The sequence below is a fragment of the Mycobacterium appelbergii genome (genome assembly GCF_032883035.1).
GTDB classification, from domain to species: domain Bacteria; phylum Actinomycetota; class Actinomycetes; order Mycobacteriales; family Mycobacteriaceae; genus Mycobacterium; species Mycobacterium appelbergii.
This window is the reverse complement of sequence record NZ_JAMQTH010000017.1, coordinates 148,592-163,630: the sequence shown is the minus strand read 5'-3', so window position 1 is coordinate 163,630 and position 15,039 is coordinate 148,592. Positions and strand designations below refer to the sequence as shown.

At 66.7% G+C, this 15,039-nt stretch carries 19 protein-coding genes; 13 read left to right on the top strand and 6 right to left on the bottom strand.

Translation table 11 applies throughout. The features are described 5' to 3' along the window. Positions 1 to 14: 14 nt before the first annotated feature. On the bottom strand, positions 15 to 914 hold the full coding sequence (mshD, locus tag M1247_RS31315; RefSeq protein ID WP_317160312.1) for a mycothiol synthase: 900 nt from the start codon (positions 912 to 914) through the stop codon (positions 15 to 17). Beyond that, a complete protein-coding gene (locus M1247_RS31310; RefSeq protein WP_317160339.1) occupies positions 911 to 1,702 on the bottom strand; it encodes a winged helix-turn-helix transcriptional regulator in 792 nt (263 codons plus the stop codon). Before M1247_RS31310 ends, mshD begins: the two co-directional genes overlap by 4 nt. A 166-nt stretch (positions 1,703 to 1,868) precedes the next feature. On the opposite strand from M1247_RS31310, the gene lmeA reads away from it, so the two are divergent. The 8 genes from lmeA (at position 1,869) to M1247_RS31275 (ending at position 6,077) form a co-directional block, all read left to right on the top strand. Beyond that, positions 1,869 to 2,672 (top strand): mannan chain length control protein LmeA, encoded by an 804-nt coding sequence (gene lmeA / locus M1247_RS31305; RefSeq protein ID WP_317160311.1) that lies wholly within the window; start codon positions 1,869 to 1,871, stop codon positions 2,670 to 2,672. Next, positions 2,669 to 3,091: a thioredoxin family protein gene (locus M1247_RS31300; RefSeq protein WP_317160310.1), complete on the top strand. Its 423-nt coding sequence runs from the start codon at positions 2,669 to 2,671 to the stop codon at positions 3,089 to 3,091. Before lmeA ends, M1247_RS31300 begins: the two co-directional genes overlap by 4 nt. Before the next feature lie 29 nt (positions 3,092 to 3,120). Next, positions 3,121 to 3,210: an Ms5788A family Cys-rich leader peptide gene (locus M1247_RS36485; protein ID WP_410506970.1), complete on the top strand. Its 90-nt coding sequence runs from the start codon at positions 3,121 to 3,123 to the stop codon at positions 3,208 to 3,210. 93 nt (positions 3,211 to 3,303) lie between these two features. Then, the gene (locus M1247_RS31295; RefSeq protein ID WP_317160309.1) at positions 3,304 to 3,780 is read left to right on the top strand and encodes a DUF4395 domain-containing protein; all 477 of its coding nucleotides are present in this window, start codon (positions 3,304 to 3,306) and stop codon (positions 3,778 to 3,780) included. 36 nt (positions 3,781 to 3,816) lie between these two features. Continuing rightward, entirely contained in the window at positions 3,817 to 4,653 is an 837-nt protein-coding gene (locus M1247_RS31290; RefSeq protein ID WP_317160308.1) for a sulfurtransferase, read from the top strand. 1 nt (position 4,654) lies between these two features. After that, positions 4,655 to 4,957 (top strand): DUF1416 domain-containing protein, encoded by a 303-nt coding sequence (locus M1247_RS31285; RefSeq protein WP_317160307.1) that lies wholly within the window; start codon positions 4,655 to 4,657, stop codon positions 4,955 to 4,957. Positions 4,958 to 5,181: 224 nt separating this feature from the next. After that, entirely contained in the window at positions 5,182 to 5,811 is a 630-nt protein-coding gene (locus M1247_RS31280) for a heme-binding beta-barrel domain-containing protein (protein WP_317160306.1), read from the top strand. After that, positions 5,811 to 6,077 carry a hypothetical protein gene (locus M1247_RS31275; RefSeq protein ID WP_317160305.1) on the top strand — a complete coding sequence of 89 codons (267 nt, stop codon included), beginning with the start codon at positions 5,811 to 5,813 and terminating at the stop codon, positions 6,075 to 6,077. The genes M1247_RS31280 and M1247_RS31275 overlap by 1 nt, the downstream gene beginning before the upstream one ends. A 240-nt stretch (positions 6,078 to 6,317) precedes the next feature. On the opposite strand, the gene M1247_RS31270 is transcribed toward M1247_RS31275, so the two are convergent. Continuing rightward, entirely contained in the window at positions 6,318 to 7,202 is an 885-nt protein-coding gene (locus M1247_RS31270; protein WP_317160304.1) for an aminodeoxychorismate lyase, read from the bottom strand. Positions 7,203 to 7,265: 63 nt separating this feature from the next. On the opposite strand from M1247_RS31270, the gene ygfZ reads away from it, so the two are divergent. After that, complete coding sequence (ygfZ, locus tag M1247_RS31265) at positions 7,266 to 8,333, top strand: CAF17-like 4Fe-4S cluster assembly/insertion protein YgfZ (RefSeq protein ID WP_317160303.1); 1,068 nt, start codon at positions 7,266 to 7,268, stop codon at positions 8,331 to 8,333. Between the two features lie 142 nt (positions 8,334 to 8,475). After that, positions 8,476 to 8,646: a DUF3073 domain-containing protein gene (locus M1247_RS31260; RefSeq protein WP_317160302.1), complete on the top strand. Its 171-nt coding sequence runs from the start codon at positions 8,476 to 8,478 to the stop codon at positions 8,644 to 8,646. A gap of 39 nt (positions 8,647 to 8,685) precedes the next feature. Here M1247_RS31260 and purM read toward each other — a convergent pair whose 3' ends face one another. Then, a complete protein-coding gene (gene purM / locus M1247_RS31255) occupies positions 8,686 to 9,777 on the bottom strand; it encodes a phosphoribosylformylglycinamidine cyclo-ligase (protein ID WP_317160301.1) in 1,092 nt (363 codons plus the stop codon). A 48-nt stretch (positions 9,778 to 9,825) separates the two neighbouring features. Continuing rightward, on the bottom strand, positions 9,826 to 11,367 hold the full coding sequence (gene purF / locus M1247_RS31250; RefSeq protein WP_317160300.1) for an amidophosphoribosyltransferase: 1,542 nt from the start codon (positions 11,365 to 11,367) through the stop codon (positions 9,826 to 9,828). 209 nt (positions 11,368 to 11,576) lie between these two features. On the opposite strand from purF, the gene M1247_RS31245 reads away from it, so the two are divergent. Then, positions 11,577 to 12,926 carry a DoxX family protein gene (locus M1247_RS31245; protein ID WP_317160338.1) on the top strand — a complete coding sequence of 450 codons (1,350 nt, stop codon included), beginning with the start codon at positions 11,577 to 11,579 and terminating at the stop codon, positions 12,924 to 12,926. A 1-nt stretch (position 12,927) separates the two neighbouring features. Here M1247_RS31245 and M1247_RS31240 read toward each other — a convergent pair whose 3' ends face one another. Further along, the gene (locus M1247_RS31240) at positions 12,928 to 13,308 is read right to left on the bottom strand and encodes a sterol carrier family protein (protein WP_317160299.1); all 381 of its coding nucleotides are present in this window, start codon (positions 13,306 to 13,308) and stop codon (positions 12,928 to 12,930) included. Between the two features lie 16 nt (positions 13,309 to 13,324). Between M1247_RS31240 and M1247_RS31235 the strand changes: the two genes are divergently transcribed. Next, on the top strand, positions 13,325 to 14,533 hold the full coding sequence (locus M1247_RS31235; RefSeq protein WP_317160298.1) for an MCE family protein: 1,209 nt from the start codon (positions 13,325 to 13,327) through the stop codon (positions 14,531 to 14,533). A 40-nt stretch (positions 14,534 to 14,573) separates the two neighbouring features. Then, on the top strand, positions 14,574 to 14,996 hold the full coding sequence (locus M1247_RS31230; protein WP_317160297.1) for a PPOX class F420-dependent oxidoreductase: 423 nt from the start codon (positions 14,574 to 14,576) through the stop codon (positions 14,994 to 14,996). Positions 14,997 to 15,039 lie beyond the last annotated feature (43 nt).

Sequence of the window (15,039 nt, the reverse complement as noted above, 5' to 3'; positions counted from 1 at the left end):
CAGCGTGTTCACAGCTAGCTGGGCTGTGGCGCGGCATAGGCCGCGTCCACGCTGACCACCTCGAAACCCAACTTTCGGTAAGTGTTCACCGCAGCTGAGTTATCTGCTTCGACATAAAGCATGACTTCAGACTGTGAATGCGCTGAAAGCTTCTTCGCAAGGTGGTGAAGGCCGGCCAGCGTCAGAACCGATCCCAGCCCGCGGCCCTGGGCGGCCGGATCGACCCCCACCACATAGACCTCGCCGAGATCGGCGGCATGGACCTTGGTCCAGTGAAAGCCCAGCAGCGCACCGGTCTGATCGTCGAACGCCAGAAAGAGGCCTTCCGGATCGAACCATGCCTCGGCCCGGCGTTCGGCGATCTCGCGTTCGGTCCAGCCGCCCTGCTCGGGGTGCCAGGAGAACGCCGCGTTGTTGACGCGGAGCAGTTCCGCATCATCACCGGGTCCACGGTAGGTACGGATCGTTGCGCCGTCGACGTCTTTGACCGCAGGGAGATCGGCCAGCGGGCGACGCATCTGCAGCAGCTCCCGGACCACCACGAGCCGCAACGACGCGGCCATCGCCCGCGCCGGTTCCAGATTGCCGTGCGCCCAGATCCGGGCGGCCGCGCCGCCCTCGGTCAGCGCGGTGCGTGCCATGTCGGAGCCGATCCCGCGACGCCTGGCGTGCGGGTGCACCACGAGTTCGGCCATCGCCGGCTCGTCATCGCCCGCAGGGGTCAGGTTCAGGTAGCCGACCAGGTCCTGTCCGTCGGTGGCCACCAGGTGTCCGGTGCGATCGTGTGCGAGCTCGCGCAGCACCTGATCACCGACCGGCGCCACCCCGTCCTCGGCAGTCCCCGCCGCAATCAGGTCGCGGATCTGCTGCTGATCGGCGCCCGACAGCTCGGTGCGCCAGTCGATCGCGGTCATGAACTGGGCAACCGGCCGGCCAACGGTCCGTCGACATCGTTACGTACGGGTCCCAATCCCGCGTCCTCCCCGTCCTCGTCGAGATCATCGTCGGGCACCTCGGGCACCGGTGTCCGTCCCCTGGACGGCCGCACCGCCTTGTATCCGACGTTGCGGACGGTGCCGATCAAGGATTCGTATTCGGTGCCGAGCTTGGCGCGCAGCCGCCGTACGTGCACGTCGACGGTGCGGGTACCGCCGAAAAAGTCGTATCCCCACACCTCCTGCAGCAGCTGGGCACGGGTGAACACCCGACCGGCATGCTGCGCGAGGTACTTCAGCAGCTCGAATTCCTTGTAGGTGAGGTCGAGCGGGCGACCGCGCAGCCGCGCGGTGTAGGTGCCTTCGTCGATGACCAGTTCACCCAGCGTGATCTTGCCGACATTCTCCTGATTGGCCGCACCCCCGCGCCGTCCGACCAGCAGGCGCAGGCGCGCATCGATCTCGGCGGGTCCGGTGCCCGGCAGCAGGATTTCGTCGAGACCCCACTCGTGGTTGACCGCGACCAGCCCGCCCTCGTTGATCACCGCGACGACCGGGATCGAGGTTCCTGTCGTTCCCAGCAACCGACACAGGCCGCGAGCGGCGGCCAGGTCTGTGCGCGCGTCGACGATCGCGACGTCCGCATTACCCGCCTCCAACAGCGAAGACACCTCTGTCGGCGCGGTGCGCACCGTGTGCGCCAGCAGCGCCAGCGACGGCAATATGGACTCGGGATGCGGGTCGACGGTCAGTAGCAGCAGATCCAAGAGGTCCTCCGGCGCGCCGGGAATCGCTGACGGAAATCCCCGGACCCCGATGTCCGGTTGATCGCCCAGATTCATGACTGACATGTAGCCGTTACCGGCTGTTAGTCACCTAACGATAACGCGTCACCAGGTGATTAGCCTCGCCGAGCTGTCGGTGGGCAACAATATGCCAGTGCGGAAACTGCTGATCGGACTCGCCGCGGCCGTGACCGCGCTCGTCGTGGCTGCCGTCGGAACCGATTTCGGTGCCGCCATCTACGCCGAATACCGGCTGGCCCGGACCGTGCGCAGCGCTGCAGGCCTGGGCAACGACCCGTCGGTGGCCATCCTGGGTTTTCCCTTCATCCCACAGGCCCGCGACCACCGGTACCGGGAGGTCGAGATCCATGCCGGCGGGGTCGATCACCCGGTGGTCGGCAAGGCCTCCCTGGAGGCCACGCTGCACGACATCGACCTGACCCACAGCTCGTGGCTGGTCCGACCCGATGCGCCGATGCATGTCGGCAAGGCGGAAAGCCGCATCATCGTCGACTCCACGCACGTGGGACGGTTCATGGGCATCGATGACCTGCTGGTGGAGGCGCCTGCACGCGAGACCAACGACGCCACCGGCGGTACCACCGAATCCGGGATCTCCGACAACCACGGGCTGGTGTTCACCGGCACCCCGGCGGCCGCCGGGATCGACGAGCGCGTCAGCGTCGCGGTCGACCTGACAACCGCCGGAGAAGACCAGACCACGCTCGTGCTCACCGCCACCGGCATCCTCACCGGCCCCGGCACCGCCGACCACGCGGTCGCCGAGGATGCGACCGCCGCGGTGCTCAAAGAATTCAGCACCACGATCACCGGGCAGAAGTTGCCCTTCGGCATCGCACCGACCAGTGCGGGCGTCCGTGGCTCCGACATCATCGTCGAGGGCATCGCCGAGGGAGTAACCATCGACCTGAGCGGGTTCAGACAGACATGAGCGCATCCTGGGTCGCAGTGACCGCAGTGCTGATCGCGGCACTCGGGTTGGCATTCGTGATCGGCCGGCTGCTCACCCTGCGGGCCGGATTGCTGAAAGCGGCCGCTGAACCCATCGACGTGGACACCACCGGCCTCGGTTTGTCCAGCACCGGGCCGACCATCCTGCATTTCAGTGCGGTCTGGTGCGGGCCGTGCGCCGGGGTGCGCCGCGTGGTCACCCAGGTGTGCACGGAACTGCCTGCCGTCGCCCACGTGGAGATCGACATGGACGCCAATCCTTCGGCAGCGCGACAACTTTCGGTGCTGTCGCTGCCGACCACATTCATATTCGATGCCGACGGGCGTCAGCGGTACCGCACCAGTGGGGTGCCCAAGGCCGCTGACCTGCACTCGGCGCTGGAGCCACTGTTGGCTTGACGCCACAATCATTGGGTAAGCTGTCGCACGTGTTCGCCCGCCTTGAGCTTGTGCTCACCAAGCGCCGCGCAGTCGATCTGTGCCGCACCGCGGGCTGCTGCTGTTGTTGTTGCTGTTGAGCGCAGTCGCGCGTCACTGACGCGTCCGCCCGGAGCCTGTGCTCCGAGCCTGCCCCCAACCAGACGATCCGCAACAACAGGAGTTTGTGTTCGATGTCAGTTTCCAGGTCAGTTCCCAGCACCGTCCCGCCCGCCGGCGTGGACGTGCGTGGCCCCCGGTTCAGCGCCTGGGTCACCACCGGGGTGCTGATCCTCACCGTGCTGGTGTCCGGTGTCAGCACCGTGGCCGCGGCCGTGCTGCTCGGTGTGCAGGCCGTGGTCTTCGCGATCGGCGCCTACGGTGGCCCCCGCAGGCATCCCTATGGCCGGTTGTTCGCCACTCTGGTGGCGCCGCGGTTGGGCCCGGTCACCGAGCGCGAGCCGGTGGCGCCGCTGAAGTTCGCTCAACTCGTCGGGCTCGTATTCGCCGTCATCGGTGCTGTCGGGTTTGCACTCGGCGTCACCGCACTGGGTCTGCCCGCCACCGCGTTCGCGTTGGTGGCGGCCTTCCTCAACGCCGCCTTCGGCATCTGCCTCGGCTGCCAGATTTACCCGCTGGTGGCGCGGTTTCGCACACCCACCACCGCGTGAAACGTCAAAAGTAAAGTAATCGAAAGGATTTCGTACATGGCACGCTCCGACGTCCTGGTCTCAACGGATTGGGCCGGGAACAATCTCGATACCGCTGGCGTGGTATTCGTCGAGGTCGACGAGAACACCAGCGCCTACGACGACGAGGGACACATCCCCGGCGCCGTCAAACTGGATTGGCGCGACGATCTGCAAGACGCCGTCAAGCGTGACTTCGTCGATCAGCAGCAGTTCTCGAAACTGTTGTCCGACAAGGGCATCAGCAATGACGACACGGTGGTCCTGTACGGCGGCAACAACAACTGGTTCGCCGCCTACGCCTACTGGTACTTCAAGCTGTACGGACATGCCGACGTCAAGCTGCTCGACGGCGGCCGCAAACGCTGGGAACTCGACGCCCGCCCGCTGGTCAAGGACGCCGTGAGCCGTCCCGCGACGTCGTACACGGCCCAGGCGCCGGACAACAACATCCGGGCGTTCCGCGACGAGGTGATCGCCGCGATCGGCGCGAAGAACCTGGTCGATGTGCGCTCCCCCGACGAGTTCTCCGGCAAGATCCTTGCGCCGGCACACCTTCCGCAGGAGCAGAGCCAGCGCGCCGGGCATATCCCGGGCGCCATCAGCGTTCCGTGGAGCAAGGCTGCCAACGAGGACGGCACGTTCAAGTCCGATGAGGAGCTGGCCAAGCTGTACGCCGCGGCCGGCCTCGATGGCGAGAAGGAGACCATCGCCTACTGCCGAATCGGTGAGCGTTCTTCGCACACCTGGTTCGTGCTGCAGGAGCTCCTCGGGCACAAGAACGTCAAGAACTACGACGGCAGTTGGACGGAATACGGCTCCCTGGTGGGTGCCCCGATCGAGTTGGGAAGTTGATATGTGCTCTGCACCGAAGCAAGGACTGACGTTGCCGGCCGGCGTTGACTTGGAGAAGGAAACCGTGATCACCGGTCGCGTCGTCGACGGCGCCGGTCAGGCGGTCGGCGGCGCGTTCGTGCGTCTGCTGGACGGCTCCGACGAGTTCACCGCCGAGGTCGTGGCGTCGGCAACCGGTGACTTCCGGTTCTTCGCCGCCCCGGGCACGTGGACGCTGCGCGCCCTGTCCCCCGCGGGCAACGGCGACGCCAGCGTCGCACCGACCGGCGCAGGCATCCACGAGGTCGACGTCAAAGTCGCCTGACAATCCGCTCGAACGTGAGCTTGTTTGCGAGATTTTCGCGAATCCTCGTAAACAAGCTCACGTTCGGCTGGTGCCCGGCGTCCCCACCCGGGGCGCCGGCATCCCCGACCAGGAACTAGACTCATCGCCGTGGTGCTCTTCTTCGAGATCCTGCTGGTTGCGGCCGTGGTTGTCATCACGTGGTTCGCGCTCTACACCGTCTATCGACTGGTCACCGACGAGTCGTGACCTCCGGTGACGAGGCAATAGCCGCGGCCGCCGAACGGGCCCGAGTCACGGCGGCCAGAAACGTCCCGACGTTCGGGGATCTGCCCGTACCCGCCGATACCGCGAACCTTCGCGACGGCGTCAGCCTGAACGACGCACTGCTCGCCCTGCTGCCGCTGGTCGGCGTCTGGCGTGGCGAAGGCGAGGGCCGTGACCTCGGCGGCGATTACCGGTTCGGCCAGCAGATCGTGGTGTCCCACGATGGCGGCGAGTACCTCAACTGGGAAGCCCGGTCGTGGCGACTCACCGAGACCGGCGAGTACGACACCCCCGATCTGCGCGAAACCGGCTTCTGGAGGTTCGTCGACGATCCCGGCGATCCGGCTGAAACCCAAGCCATCGAACTGCTGCTGGCGCACTCCGCGGGCTACGTGGAGTTGTTCTACGGGCAGCCGCTCAACCAGGCGTCCTGGGAGCTGGCCACCGATGCGCTGGCACGCACCAAATCCGGCACGCTCGTCGGCGGCGCGAAACGGCTGTACGGAATCGTCGAGGGCGGCGATCTGGCCTACGTGGAAGAACGCGTCGACGCCGATGGTGGCCTGGCGCCGCACCTGTCGGCCCGGCTGTCCAGGTTCGTCGGCTGATGCGGCGCATACGGTACGCGGCAGCAGTTGCGGCTGCGGTGGTTGTCCTGATGCCGGCCGCGGCCTGCTCGTCGGGTGAATCGACACCGGAAGAGTCGTCGACGTCAGTCGAACCGGCCAGCCACGGCTCGTACGCCCAGTGTCTGAGCGAACACGGTGTGCCCACCGCCCCGGGACCCGTCGTCGGCGCCCCGCCGGGTGTCGATCCCGAGACCTGGACTCAGGCAGTGCACGCCTGCTCATCGCTGGCGCCCGGACCCGGTTAGCGTCCCGGTCAGCCCCACCCGGATATGGAGCGGCCCCCGAGCCGTAGATCCGGTTGGACTGACCGAGGGCTCGGGGGCCGGGTGGCTGCGGGGAATTCGCCAGCGCGCGCAGGCGTGTCCCCGGCGCTGCTAGCGGGCAGCCACCTCACATGTCCATAAACCAATCAATTTCTCGGACCACCTCCTTCCCTGTGTACGAGCGACCGTACGCGCGTCCCGGCACCGGAGACAAGCGATTTTTCACACCTCCCGATCACTCGTGATTGCGGTGTCGATCAGGGCGGTGATCTCGGTTGCCAACGGTGCCGCCGGAAGCTGCCTACCGTCCAGGGTGTGCACCCGCGCCGCAAGGGTGATGCTCGAAATCAGCCAAACACCGTGCGCGGTAAGCAGGTCGGCGGGGCTCAAGGCGCGGTAGTCGCAGTCGAGCCCCTTGTCGCGGGCGACTTCGAACAGCGCCCGCTGGGTGGTTCCGCGCAGGATCGGGTACCAGGGCGGCGGGGTGAGCAACACCGGATTGCCACCTTCGCCGGCGACCGCGATCACCACGGTGGAACGCGGCCCCTCCAGAACATGGCCGTCCGAACTGATGAAGATCACGTCGCCGGCGCCCTGGCGATCGGCATGCCGCAGTGCAGCCATGTTGACCGCGTACGACAGCGTCTTGGCGCCGGCCAGAAGCCAGGGCAGCTCCGCGGCCTCGGAGGGCAGGCCCCGGTCCAGCGTGATCGCCGCCACGCCGTCGCGTCGCGCGGCCGCCACCCGGTCGGGCAGTGCGCCGATGGTGGCGAACGCCGTCGGCGGGCCGCCACTCTCCCGGCCCCGGCTGTAGGACAGGCGCAGCACCCCGTCGTCGTCGTGTCCGGACGCCCAGTGCTGTGCGGCCACGGCGACGGCGGCCCGCCACGCCGACAGGTCGGGTGCGGGGAGATCCAGCATGCGGGCGGAGTGCGACAGCCGTTCCAGATGGGCATGGAGCAGGCACGGCCTGCCGTCGCGCACCAGCAGGGTTTCGAAGATGCCGTCACCGCGCACCGCCCCGAGATCGTCGGCGTGCAGTAGTGGCGTCTGCGGGTCGTGGAGCTTGCCGTCAAGGGTTACCAGCACTGCTGGTGGGCTGGCCATGGGGCGTCAGCGTAGCGCCGATGAGCCGCTTGCGCGAAGAGCACCGAACCGTAGTGTTGATGTATGTCAGCAGTCCTCGCACCTGACACCGGGCCCGACGCCGGTGTGGTTTGGCACTTCGGCGATCCGCTCGGTGAGCAGCGCGCCGCGGCCTCCAACGCAATCCTGGTCGATCGGTCGCACCGTGCGGTGCTGACGCTGACGGGCAAGGACCGCCAAACCTGGTTGCACAGCATTTCCACGCAGCATGTCAGCGCGCTGCCCGATGGTGCGGTCACCGAGAATCTGAGCCTCGATCTGCAGGGGCGTGTTGAAGATCACTGGATTCAGACCGAGCTCGGCCGCATCACGTATCTGGACACCGAGTCCTGGCGCGGCGAACCGTTGCTGGCTTACCTGCGCAAGATGGTTTTCTGGTCCGACGTGCAGGTCGAACCGGCCGAGTTGGCGGTGCTGTCGTTGATCGGGCCCGGGCTGACCAGGGATCCGGTGCTCAATGCGCTCGGGCTGACTTCGCCACCGGAGGAATCGACGGCTGTGGCGTTGCCGAGCGGTGGTTTTCTGCGCAGACTCGCCGCTCCCGGGATGGAATTCGACCTGGTCATCGGCCGTGACCGCGTCGACGAGTGGACACAGCGGCTGACCGCCGCGGGCGTGCAGCAGGCCGGGGTGTGGGCTTACGAGGCGCACCGGGTGGCCACAAAGCGCCCCCGCCTCGGCGTCGACACCGACGAGCGCACGATCCCGCACGAGGTCGGCTGGATCGAGTCCGCCGTCCATCTGGACAAGGGCTGCTATCGCGGCCAGGAGACCGTTGCCCGGGTCCACAACCTGGGCAAACCGCCGAGGATGCTGGTGTTGTTGCAGCTGGACGGTTCCGCCGACCGGCCGGCCACCGGTGACCCTGTGACGGCGGGCGGACGCACGGTGGGCCGGTTGGGCACTGTCGTCGAACACGTGGACGAAGGCCCGATCGCACTGGCACTGCTCAAGCGCGGCCTACCTGCTGACACCGAGCTCGTCACCGGTGGCGAGGTTGCCGTTCCCGCGGCCATCGATCCGGACTCGATGCCCGCGGCCGACACCGCAGGTGCGGGACGCCTCGCGGTGGAACGGCTGCGCGGCCGATAGCAGCCGCGTGCCGCCTGCGGCGAGGAGGGCCTGCCAGCACTTCCCGGGCGGGCACGGTAAAGTGTTGGCAGGACAATAAAGACACACAGATCGGAGCCGCCTAGTAATTGGGCCGCTCCGTTATTGCGCGAGGGGGTCCCCCATGGGCCGCGGCCGGGCGAAGGCAAAGCAGACCAAGGTTGCACGTGACCTGAAGTACAGCTCGCCACAAACCGATTTTGATCGGCTGCAGCGCGAGCTGTCGCACGATACCGGTGCCGACGAGTTGAAGGACGCCGACGACTGGGCGCCCGAGGACGACTGGCGGCGCTGAGCCCGCCAGCGTCGTCCCTGCGGCGCCCGGTGATCTTTCCTAGAACCGCGGGTGCTGGCCGACCATCTGGGCACGCAAGGCATCCTTGCCACCCTTTTCGACGGTGCCCAGGGTCCAGCAGGTCAGGTGCCGGGCAGTCAGGATGGCCAGAGCGCGATCGGTGTCCTCCGGCGCGACGACAGCCACCATGCCGACACCCATGTTGAACGTCTTCTCCATCTCGGCGCGTTCGATGCGTCCCCGCTGAGCAATCATCTGGAACACCGGTGCGGGCGTCCAGGTACCGCGATCCAGCTCGGCGGTGAGCCCCTGCGGGATGACGCGTTCGAGGTTGCCGGCCAGACCACCGCCGGTGACATGGCAGAAGGTGCGCACCTGCGTTTCGGCAGCCAACGCCAGGCAGTCCTTGGCGTAGATGCGGGTCGGCTCGAGAAGCTCCTCACCGAGGGTGCGGCCGAACTCCTCGACATGGCCGGCCAGGTTCATCCGGTCGATCTCCAGCAACACCTTGCGGGCCAGCGAGTAGCCGTTGGAGTGCAGCCCGCTCGATGCCATGGCGATGATCACATCGCCCGGCCTGACACGATCCGGCCCCAGCACATCGTCGGCCTCGACAACGCCGATTCCGGTCGCCGAGATGTCGTAGTGGTCGGGCTCCATGAGGCCCGGATGCTCGGCGGTCTCCCCGCCCAGCAGGGCACAGCCCGCCTGCACACATCCGTCGGCGATGCCGGACACGATGGCGCTGACGCGTTCGGGGACCGTACGCCCGACGGCGATGTAGTCCTGCAGGAACAGTGGCTCGGCCCCGCACACCACCAGGTCATCGACGACCATGGCGACCAGGTCGAGCCCGACGGTGTCGTGCTTGTCCATGGCCTGGGCGACCGCGAGTTTGGTGCCCACCCCGTCGGTCGAGCTGGCCAGCACCGGCTCGCGGTACCCGCCCCGTAGCGCGAACAGCCCGGCGAACCCGCCGAGACCGCCCCGCACCTCGGGTCGGGTCGCCCTGGCGGCGAGTGGTTTGAAGAGCTCGACGGCACGGTCACCGGCTTCGATATCCACCCCGGCCGATGCGTAGGAAATGCCGTCTTGTTCGGCGATGCCGTGCTGTGCGGCGCCTTTAGTCATCGCAAGCAAGGTTACCGCCCCCGTGCCTGGGTGGTGGCAGGAGATGCGTTAAGGACGCCTCAACGCCGACACGTTGTCATTGTCGGACTGCAGCGGGATGCCGGTGCGGGCGGCGGTGGTCAACATCTGTTCGATGACGTTTTTGCCCAGCGCTGTTTCACCCGGCAGCTCGATCGGGTAGTTCCCGTCGAAGCAGGCCGAACACAGCCGGCTGGTCGGTTGTTCGGTGGCCGCGATCATGCCCTGCTGGGAGATGTAGCCGAGGCTGTCTGCACCGATGGCGTGCCGCACTGCCTCCAGCATCTCGCCCTCGTGCTCCTTGCTGGCCGCGTTGGCGATCAGCTCGGCGGGAGTGGCGAAGTCGATGCCGTAGAAGCACGGCCACCGGACCGGCGGGGAGGCGATCCGGACGTGGACCTCCACGGCCCCGGCCTCACGCAGCATTCGGATCAGGGCCCGCTGGGTGTTTCCGCGCACGATCGAGTCGTCGACGACGATCAGTCGCTTGCCCCGGATCACCTCTTTGAGCGGGTTGAGCTTGAGTCGGATACCGAGTTGCCGAATCGTCTGGGAGGGCTGGATGAAGGTGCGGCCCACGTAGGCGTTCTTCATCAGACCCTGGCCGTATGGGATACCCGAGCCTTGGGCGTAGCCGACGGCGGCGGGGATGCCCGATTCGGGGACGCCGATCACCAGGTCGGCCTCGACGGGATACTCACTGGCCAGGCGACGGCCGATGTCTACGCGGGTGGCGTGCACCGAACGTCCGGCCAGGGTGCTGTCCGGGCGGGCCAGGTACACGTATTCGAACACGCAGCCCTTGGGCGTCGGATTGGCAAAACGCGTGGACCGGACGCCGTCGGCGTCGATGGCGAGCAGTTCGCCGGGTTCGATGTCGCGGACGAACGAGGCGCCGACGATGTCGAGCGCCGCGGTCTCCGAGGCGACCACCCATCCGCGGTCGAGCCGGCCCAGCGACAACGGCCGCACGCCGTGCGGGTCGCGCGCAGCGTAGAGGGTGTTCTCGTCCATGAAGGTCAGGCAGAACGCGCCGCGCACCGTGGGCAGCAGCTCGAGGGCGGCCTGCTCGAGGGTGGCATCGGCGGCGCCATGGGCCAGCAATGCGCCCAGGATGTCGGAGTCCGTGGTGGCGGCGGCCATACCGGCCGGTCCCCTTTTGCTGATGAGCCCCGCTTCGCGGGCCCGTCCGGCCAGCTCGGTGGTGTTCACCAGGTTGCCGTTGTGCCCCAGCGCGACGCCGGTGCCTGCCGCGGTGTTGCGAAATACCGGTTGGGCGTTCTCCCAGGTGGTGGACCCGGTGGTGGAGTACCGGCAGTGGCCGACGGCGACGTGGCCCGGCATGGCCGCCAGCGTCTGCTCGTCGAATACCTGACTTACCAGGCCGAGATCCTTGAACACCAACACCTGCGACCCGTCGGCAACCGCGATGCCTGCGGCTTCCTGTCCACGGTGTTGCAGCGCGTAGAGGCCGTAGTAGGTGAGCTTGGCGACTTCCTCGCCAGGGGCCCATACCCCGAATACGCCGCACTCTTCACGAGGCTCGTTTTCTTCGAGCTGCTGATCGGTCACGATAGGGCTGCTCCCGGGGCGGCGGTTGGTGACATAGGCGAGTCTACGGTCAATGTGGGTCCAGAACGGAATCGAACATCCTCGACCCGCCATCATTTGCAGCAGCGAACGCCGCGATCTCATTCCCGGCCGGGGAATTCATGGTGTGGCCTGCCGTACCCGCACTCGGCGGGATACCCCCATCGACCGACCCGAACAGGCACGAGACGATGGTTCCCGTGACGCGTCAACTCTCTGAACAGACCGCTGACCCCGTCGATTCCGCTCCGGAGCACGCGACCCGCCCGTGGTCGATGGTGACGAAAATCGCATTTCGGTTCTGCTTCGTCTACTTCGGTGTGTTCTGTCTGGCCTTCGCCCAGATCACCTTCGCCTTCCTCGGCATCGTCGGCACGTGGCTGCCGCAAGAGGCGGTGATGTGGCAGATGGTGACGCTGGACCCGGTACTCGGCTTCGTCGGCCGCGCGGTGTTCGGTGTGGACGCGGGACTGAACCGCGATTCGGGCAGCGGTGATCAGGCCGTGATCTGGGTGCTGGTGTTCTGTGTCCTGGTCGTCGCCATCGTCGCCACCATCGTCTGGTCGGTCCTCGACCGGAGACGACCGGCGTATCCACGCCTGTGGGCCTGGTTTCTGACGTTCCTGCGGTTGTGTGTGGCCGGCCAGATGCTGTTCTACGGTTTCGCGAAGCTCATCCCGACCCAGATGCCCGAGCCGTCGTTGACGGCGCTGCTGCAGCCGTACGGAAACTTCAGCCCGGCCTCGGTGCTGTGGTTGCAGGTGGGTAGCTCCCAGCCGTACGAGATCATGCTCGGCGCCGTGGAGGTCGCGGCCGGGCTGCTGCTCTTCATTCCCCGCACCGCGACCCTGGGCGCCCTACTCGGCCTGACCAGCATGGCTCAGGTGTTCCTGTTGAACATGACCTTCGATGTGCCGGTCAAGATCCTGTCCGGACACCTGCTGCTGATGAGCCTGGTACTGCTTGCCCCGCAGGTGCGGCGGTTGGCGAATGTCCTTGTATTACAGCGTCCGTCTGGCCCGATGAGTCAACCTGAACTGTTCACCGGGGCTCGGGCCAACCGGATCTCGACCATGGTGCAGGCCATTCTGGGACTCTGGGTGCTGGTCGGCTGCGCGGTCGCAGGCGTGCAGTCCTGGACCGAGTACGGGGGCGGGCGGGCCAAACCCGAGCTCTACGGGATCTGGGCGGTGACCGAGTTCAGCATCGACGGCAAACCCGTCGCACCGCTGACCACCGATGAGACACGTTGGCAGCGCCTCATTTTCGACGCACCCGGGGCCATGACCTACCAGCGGATGAACGGTGAACTCGTCGACGCACCCGGCGAGATTGATGCCGATTCCATCGTCGTGTCGGCGCCGGACGGATCTGCACTGGCCGACTTCACGGTGTCACGGCCATCGCCGCAAGAGCTGCACCTGGAGGGCCGACTCGCAGGCCGCGCCGTGCAGATATCTGCCGACAGGGTCGATCTGAACCAGTTCACCCTGCGCAACCGGGGTTTCCACTGGGTCCAGGAGTATCCGTACTTCCGGTGAGTCAGCCCTGAATCGGCACCAACGGCAACCACTGCGCCACTTCCCCGGCACGCGATCCCGACAGTTGCACCGCGGCGTCTGCGAGCGACAGCAGCCCGGTGGCCAGGAGCAGCCAGGTGCGCGGATCGGTTTCGACGACGTTCGGCGGGTTGCCGCGTGTGTGTTTCGGGCCCGAGATGCATTGCACGGCAACAAACGGAGGTACCCGAACTTCGACGCTGGCACCCGGTGCGATGGCGGCCAGGGTCCGGGCGGTCAGCCGCACCGCTTCCGCGAGCTCGGCGCGGGCCGGCTCCGGCCGGTCGCCGTCGCGCAACCAGTCAGTCACCGCCGCCACGGCCGCTCGGGTCTTGGCTGGATCGGCACTACGGCGGGCTGCCATACCCTAGTGTCTCAAAGTGTTTGTCGATCGCCACGATCCGCCGTACAAGGTGGCCGGAGCCGTGTTCATGGCGATCCTTGCGCTGGTGTTGGGACTCATCGCATTGCAGTTCCGGGGAGCGTTCGAACCAAAAAGCCAGTTGACCCTGCTGGCCTCGCGCGCCGGACTGGTGCTGGATCCCGGGTCCAAGGTGACGTACAACGGTGTGCCGATCGGCCGGGTCGCCAGGGTCACCACCGATGCCTCCGACGGGGTGCGGGCGCGGGTGCTGCTCAACGTCGACCCGCGTTACCTCAGCATATTGCCCGCAAACGTGGAGACCTCGATTCAGGCCACCACGGTGTTCGGCAACAAGTACGTCGCGTTCCGGTCGCCGCCACAGCCCAGCTCCGACCGGGTGACCAGTGACACGCCGATCGACGTGACCGCGGTGACCACCGAGTTCAACAGCCTGTTCGAGACCGTCACGGCAATCACCGAACAGGTCGACCCGATCAAACTGAACCAGACCCTGACAGCCACCGCACAGGCGCTGACCGGCCTCGGCGCGAAGTTCGGTCAGTCACTGGTCGACGGCAACACGATTCTCGACGACCTCAACCCGCGGCTGCCGCAGTTGCACCGCGACATCGCGGGGCTGGCCGATCTGGGCGAGGTCTACGCCGGAGCAGCCCCCGACTTGTTCGGGGGCCTCGACAATGCCGCGCGCACCGCGGCCACCTTCAACGCCCAGCGCGGGAATGTCGATGCGGCGCTGCTGGCGGCGATCGGGTTCGCCGGCACCGGCGCCGACATCATCGAGCCGGGCGGGCCCTACCTCGAGCGCGGCGCGCAGGATCTGATTCCCACGTCGAAGCTGCTCGACGAGTACCAGGGGATGATCTTCTGCACCCTGCGCAACTACCACGACGTCGCGCCCGGTCTGCATCAGGCACTCGGCGGTGACAACGGCTTCTCCCTGGAAGCCACCGGGACGCTCTACAGCTTCGGTGTCGGCAACGCCTATGTGTACCCCGACAATCTGCCACGGGTGAATGCCAAGGGCGGCCCCGAGGGGAGGCCGGGGTGCTGGCAGCCGATCACCAGGGAGCTGTGGCCGGCTCCCTATCTGGTGATGGACACGGGCCTGTCGATTGCGCCGTACAACCACATCGAGCTCGGATCGCCGATCTTCGTCGACTATGTCTGGGGCCGCCAGATCGGCGAATCCACCATCAACCCATGATGTTTGACATCAACATTCGTTGAGGTTCTACCGTGGGCGCATGCTATTCAAACCACATGAGATCACCTTCCTCCGTGATGCCGACCTGGGCCGTCTGGCCACCGTCCAACGCGACGGCACGCCACAGAACAGTCCGGTCGGCTTCACCTTCAACGAGGAGCTCGGCACCATCGACATTGCCGGCTACCAGATGTCACGCAGCCAGAAGTTCCGCAACATCGCACATCACCCGAAGGTGGCGTTCGTCGTCGACGACATCACCTCGCGTGACCCGTGGCGGGTGCGCTGCCTGGAGATCCGTGGCATCGCCGAGCAGGCCGAGATGCCAGCGGCCACCGGGGGCGCGGGCGATGAACTCGACACCGCGATCATCCGGGTGAGGCCCCGACGCATCATCAGCTTCGGCATCGACGACCAGGAATCCGAACCGCACCAGCTCATTGCCGACATCAGGACGGTCTGACCGGCTCTACGATCGGTCGATGGGATCCACACGGGGGTATGGC

What these genes read in the sequence shown, in the direction of transcription:
- mshD (WP_317160312.1), bottom strand. Translation starts at nt 914, where the DNA reads ATGACCGCGATCGACTGGCGCACCGAGCTGTCGGGCGCCGATCAGCAG.
- lmeA (WP_317160311.1), top strand. Translation starts at nt 1,869, where the DNA reads ATGCCAGTGCGGAAACTGCTGATCGGACTCGCCGCGGCCGTGACCGCG.
- M1247_RS31300 (WP_317160310.1), top strand. Translation starts at nt 2,669, where the DNA reads ATGAGCGCATCCTGGGTCGCAGTGACCGCAGTGCTGATCGCGGCACTC.
- M1247_RS31295 (WP_317160309.1), top strand. Translation starts at nt 3,304, where the DNA reads ATGTCAGTTTCCAGGTCAGTTCCCAGCACCGTCCCGCCCGCCGGCGTG.
- M1247_RS31290 (WP_317160308.1), top strand. Translation starts at nt 3,817, where the DNA reads ATGGCACGCTCCGACGTCCTGGTCTCAACGGATTGGGCCGGGAACAAT.
- M1247_RS31285 (WP_317160307.1), top strand. Translation starts at nt 4,655, where the DNA reads ATGTGCTCTGCACCGAAGCAAGGACTGACGTTGCCGGCCGGCGTTGAC.
- M1247_RS31275 (WP_317160305.1), top strand. Translation starts at nt 5,811, where the DNA reads ATGCGGCGCATACGGTACGCGGCAGCAGTTGCGGCTGCGGTGGTTGTC.
- M1247_RS31270 (WP_317160304.1), bottom strand. Translation starts at nt 7,202, where the DNA reads ATGGCCAGCCCACCAGCAGTGCTGGTAACCCTTGACGGCAAGCTCCAC.
- ygfZ (WP_317160303.1), top strand. Translation starts at nt 7,266, where the DNA reads ATGTCAGCAGTCCTCGCACCTGACACCGGGCCCGACGCCGGTGTGGTT.
- M1247_RS31260 (WP_317160302.1), top strand. Translation starts at nt 8,476, where the DNA reads ATGGGCCGCGGCCGGGCGAAGGCAAAGCAGACCAAGGTTGCACGTGAC.
- purM (WP_317160301.1), bottom strand. Translation starts at nt 9,777, where the DNA reads ATGACTAAAGGCGCCGCACAGCACGGCATCGCCGAACAAGACGGCATT.
- M1247_RS31245 (WP_317160338.1), top strand. Translation starts at nt 11,577, where the DNA reads ATGGTTCCCGTGACGCGTCAACTCTCTGAACAGACCGCTGACCCCGTC.
- M1247_RS31240 (WP_317160299.1), bottom strand. Translation starts at nt 13,308, where the DNA reads ATGGCAGCCCGCCGTAGTGCCGATCCAGCCAAGACCCGAGCGGCCGTG.
- M1247_RS31230 (WP_317160297.1), top strand. Translation starts at nt 14,574, where the DNA reads ATGCTATTCAAACCACATGAGATCACCTTCCTCCGTGATGCCGACCTG.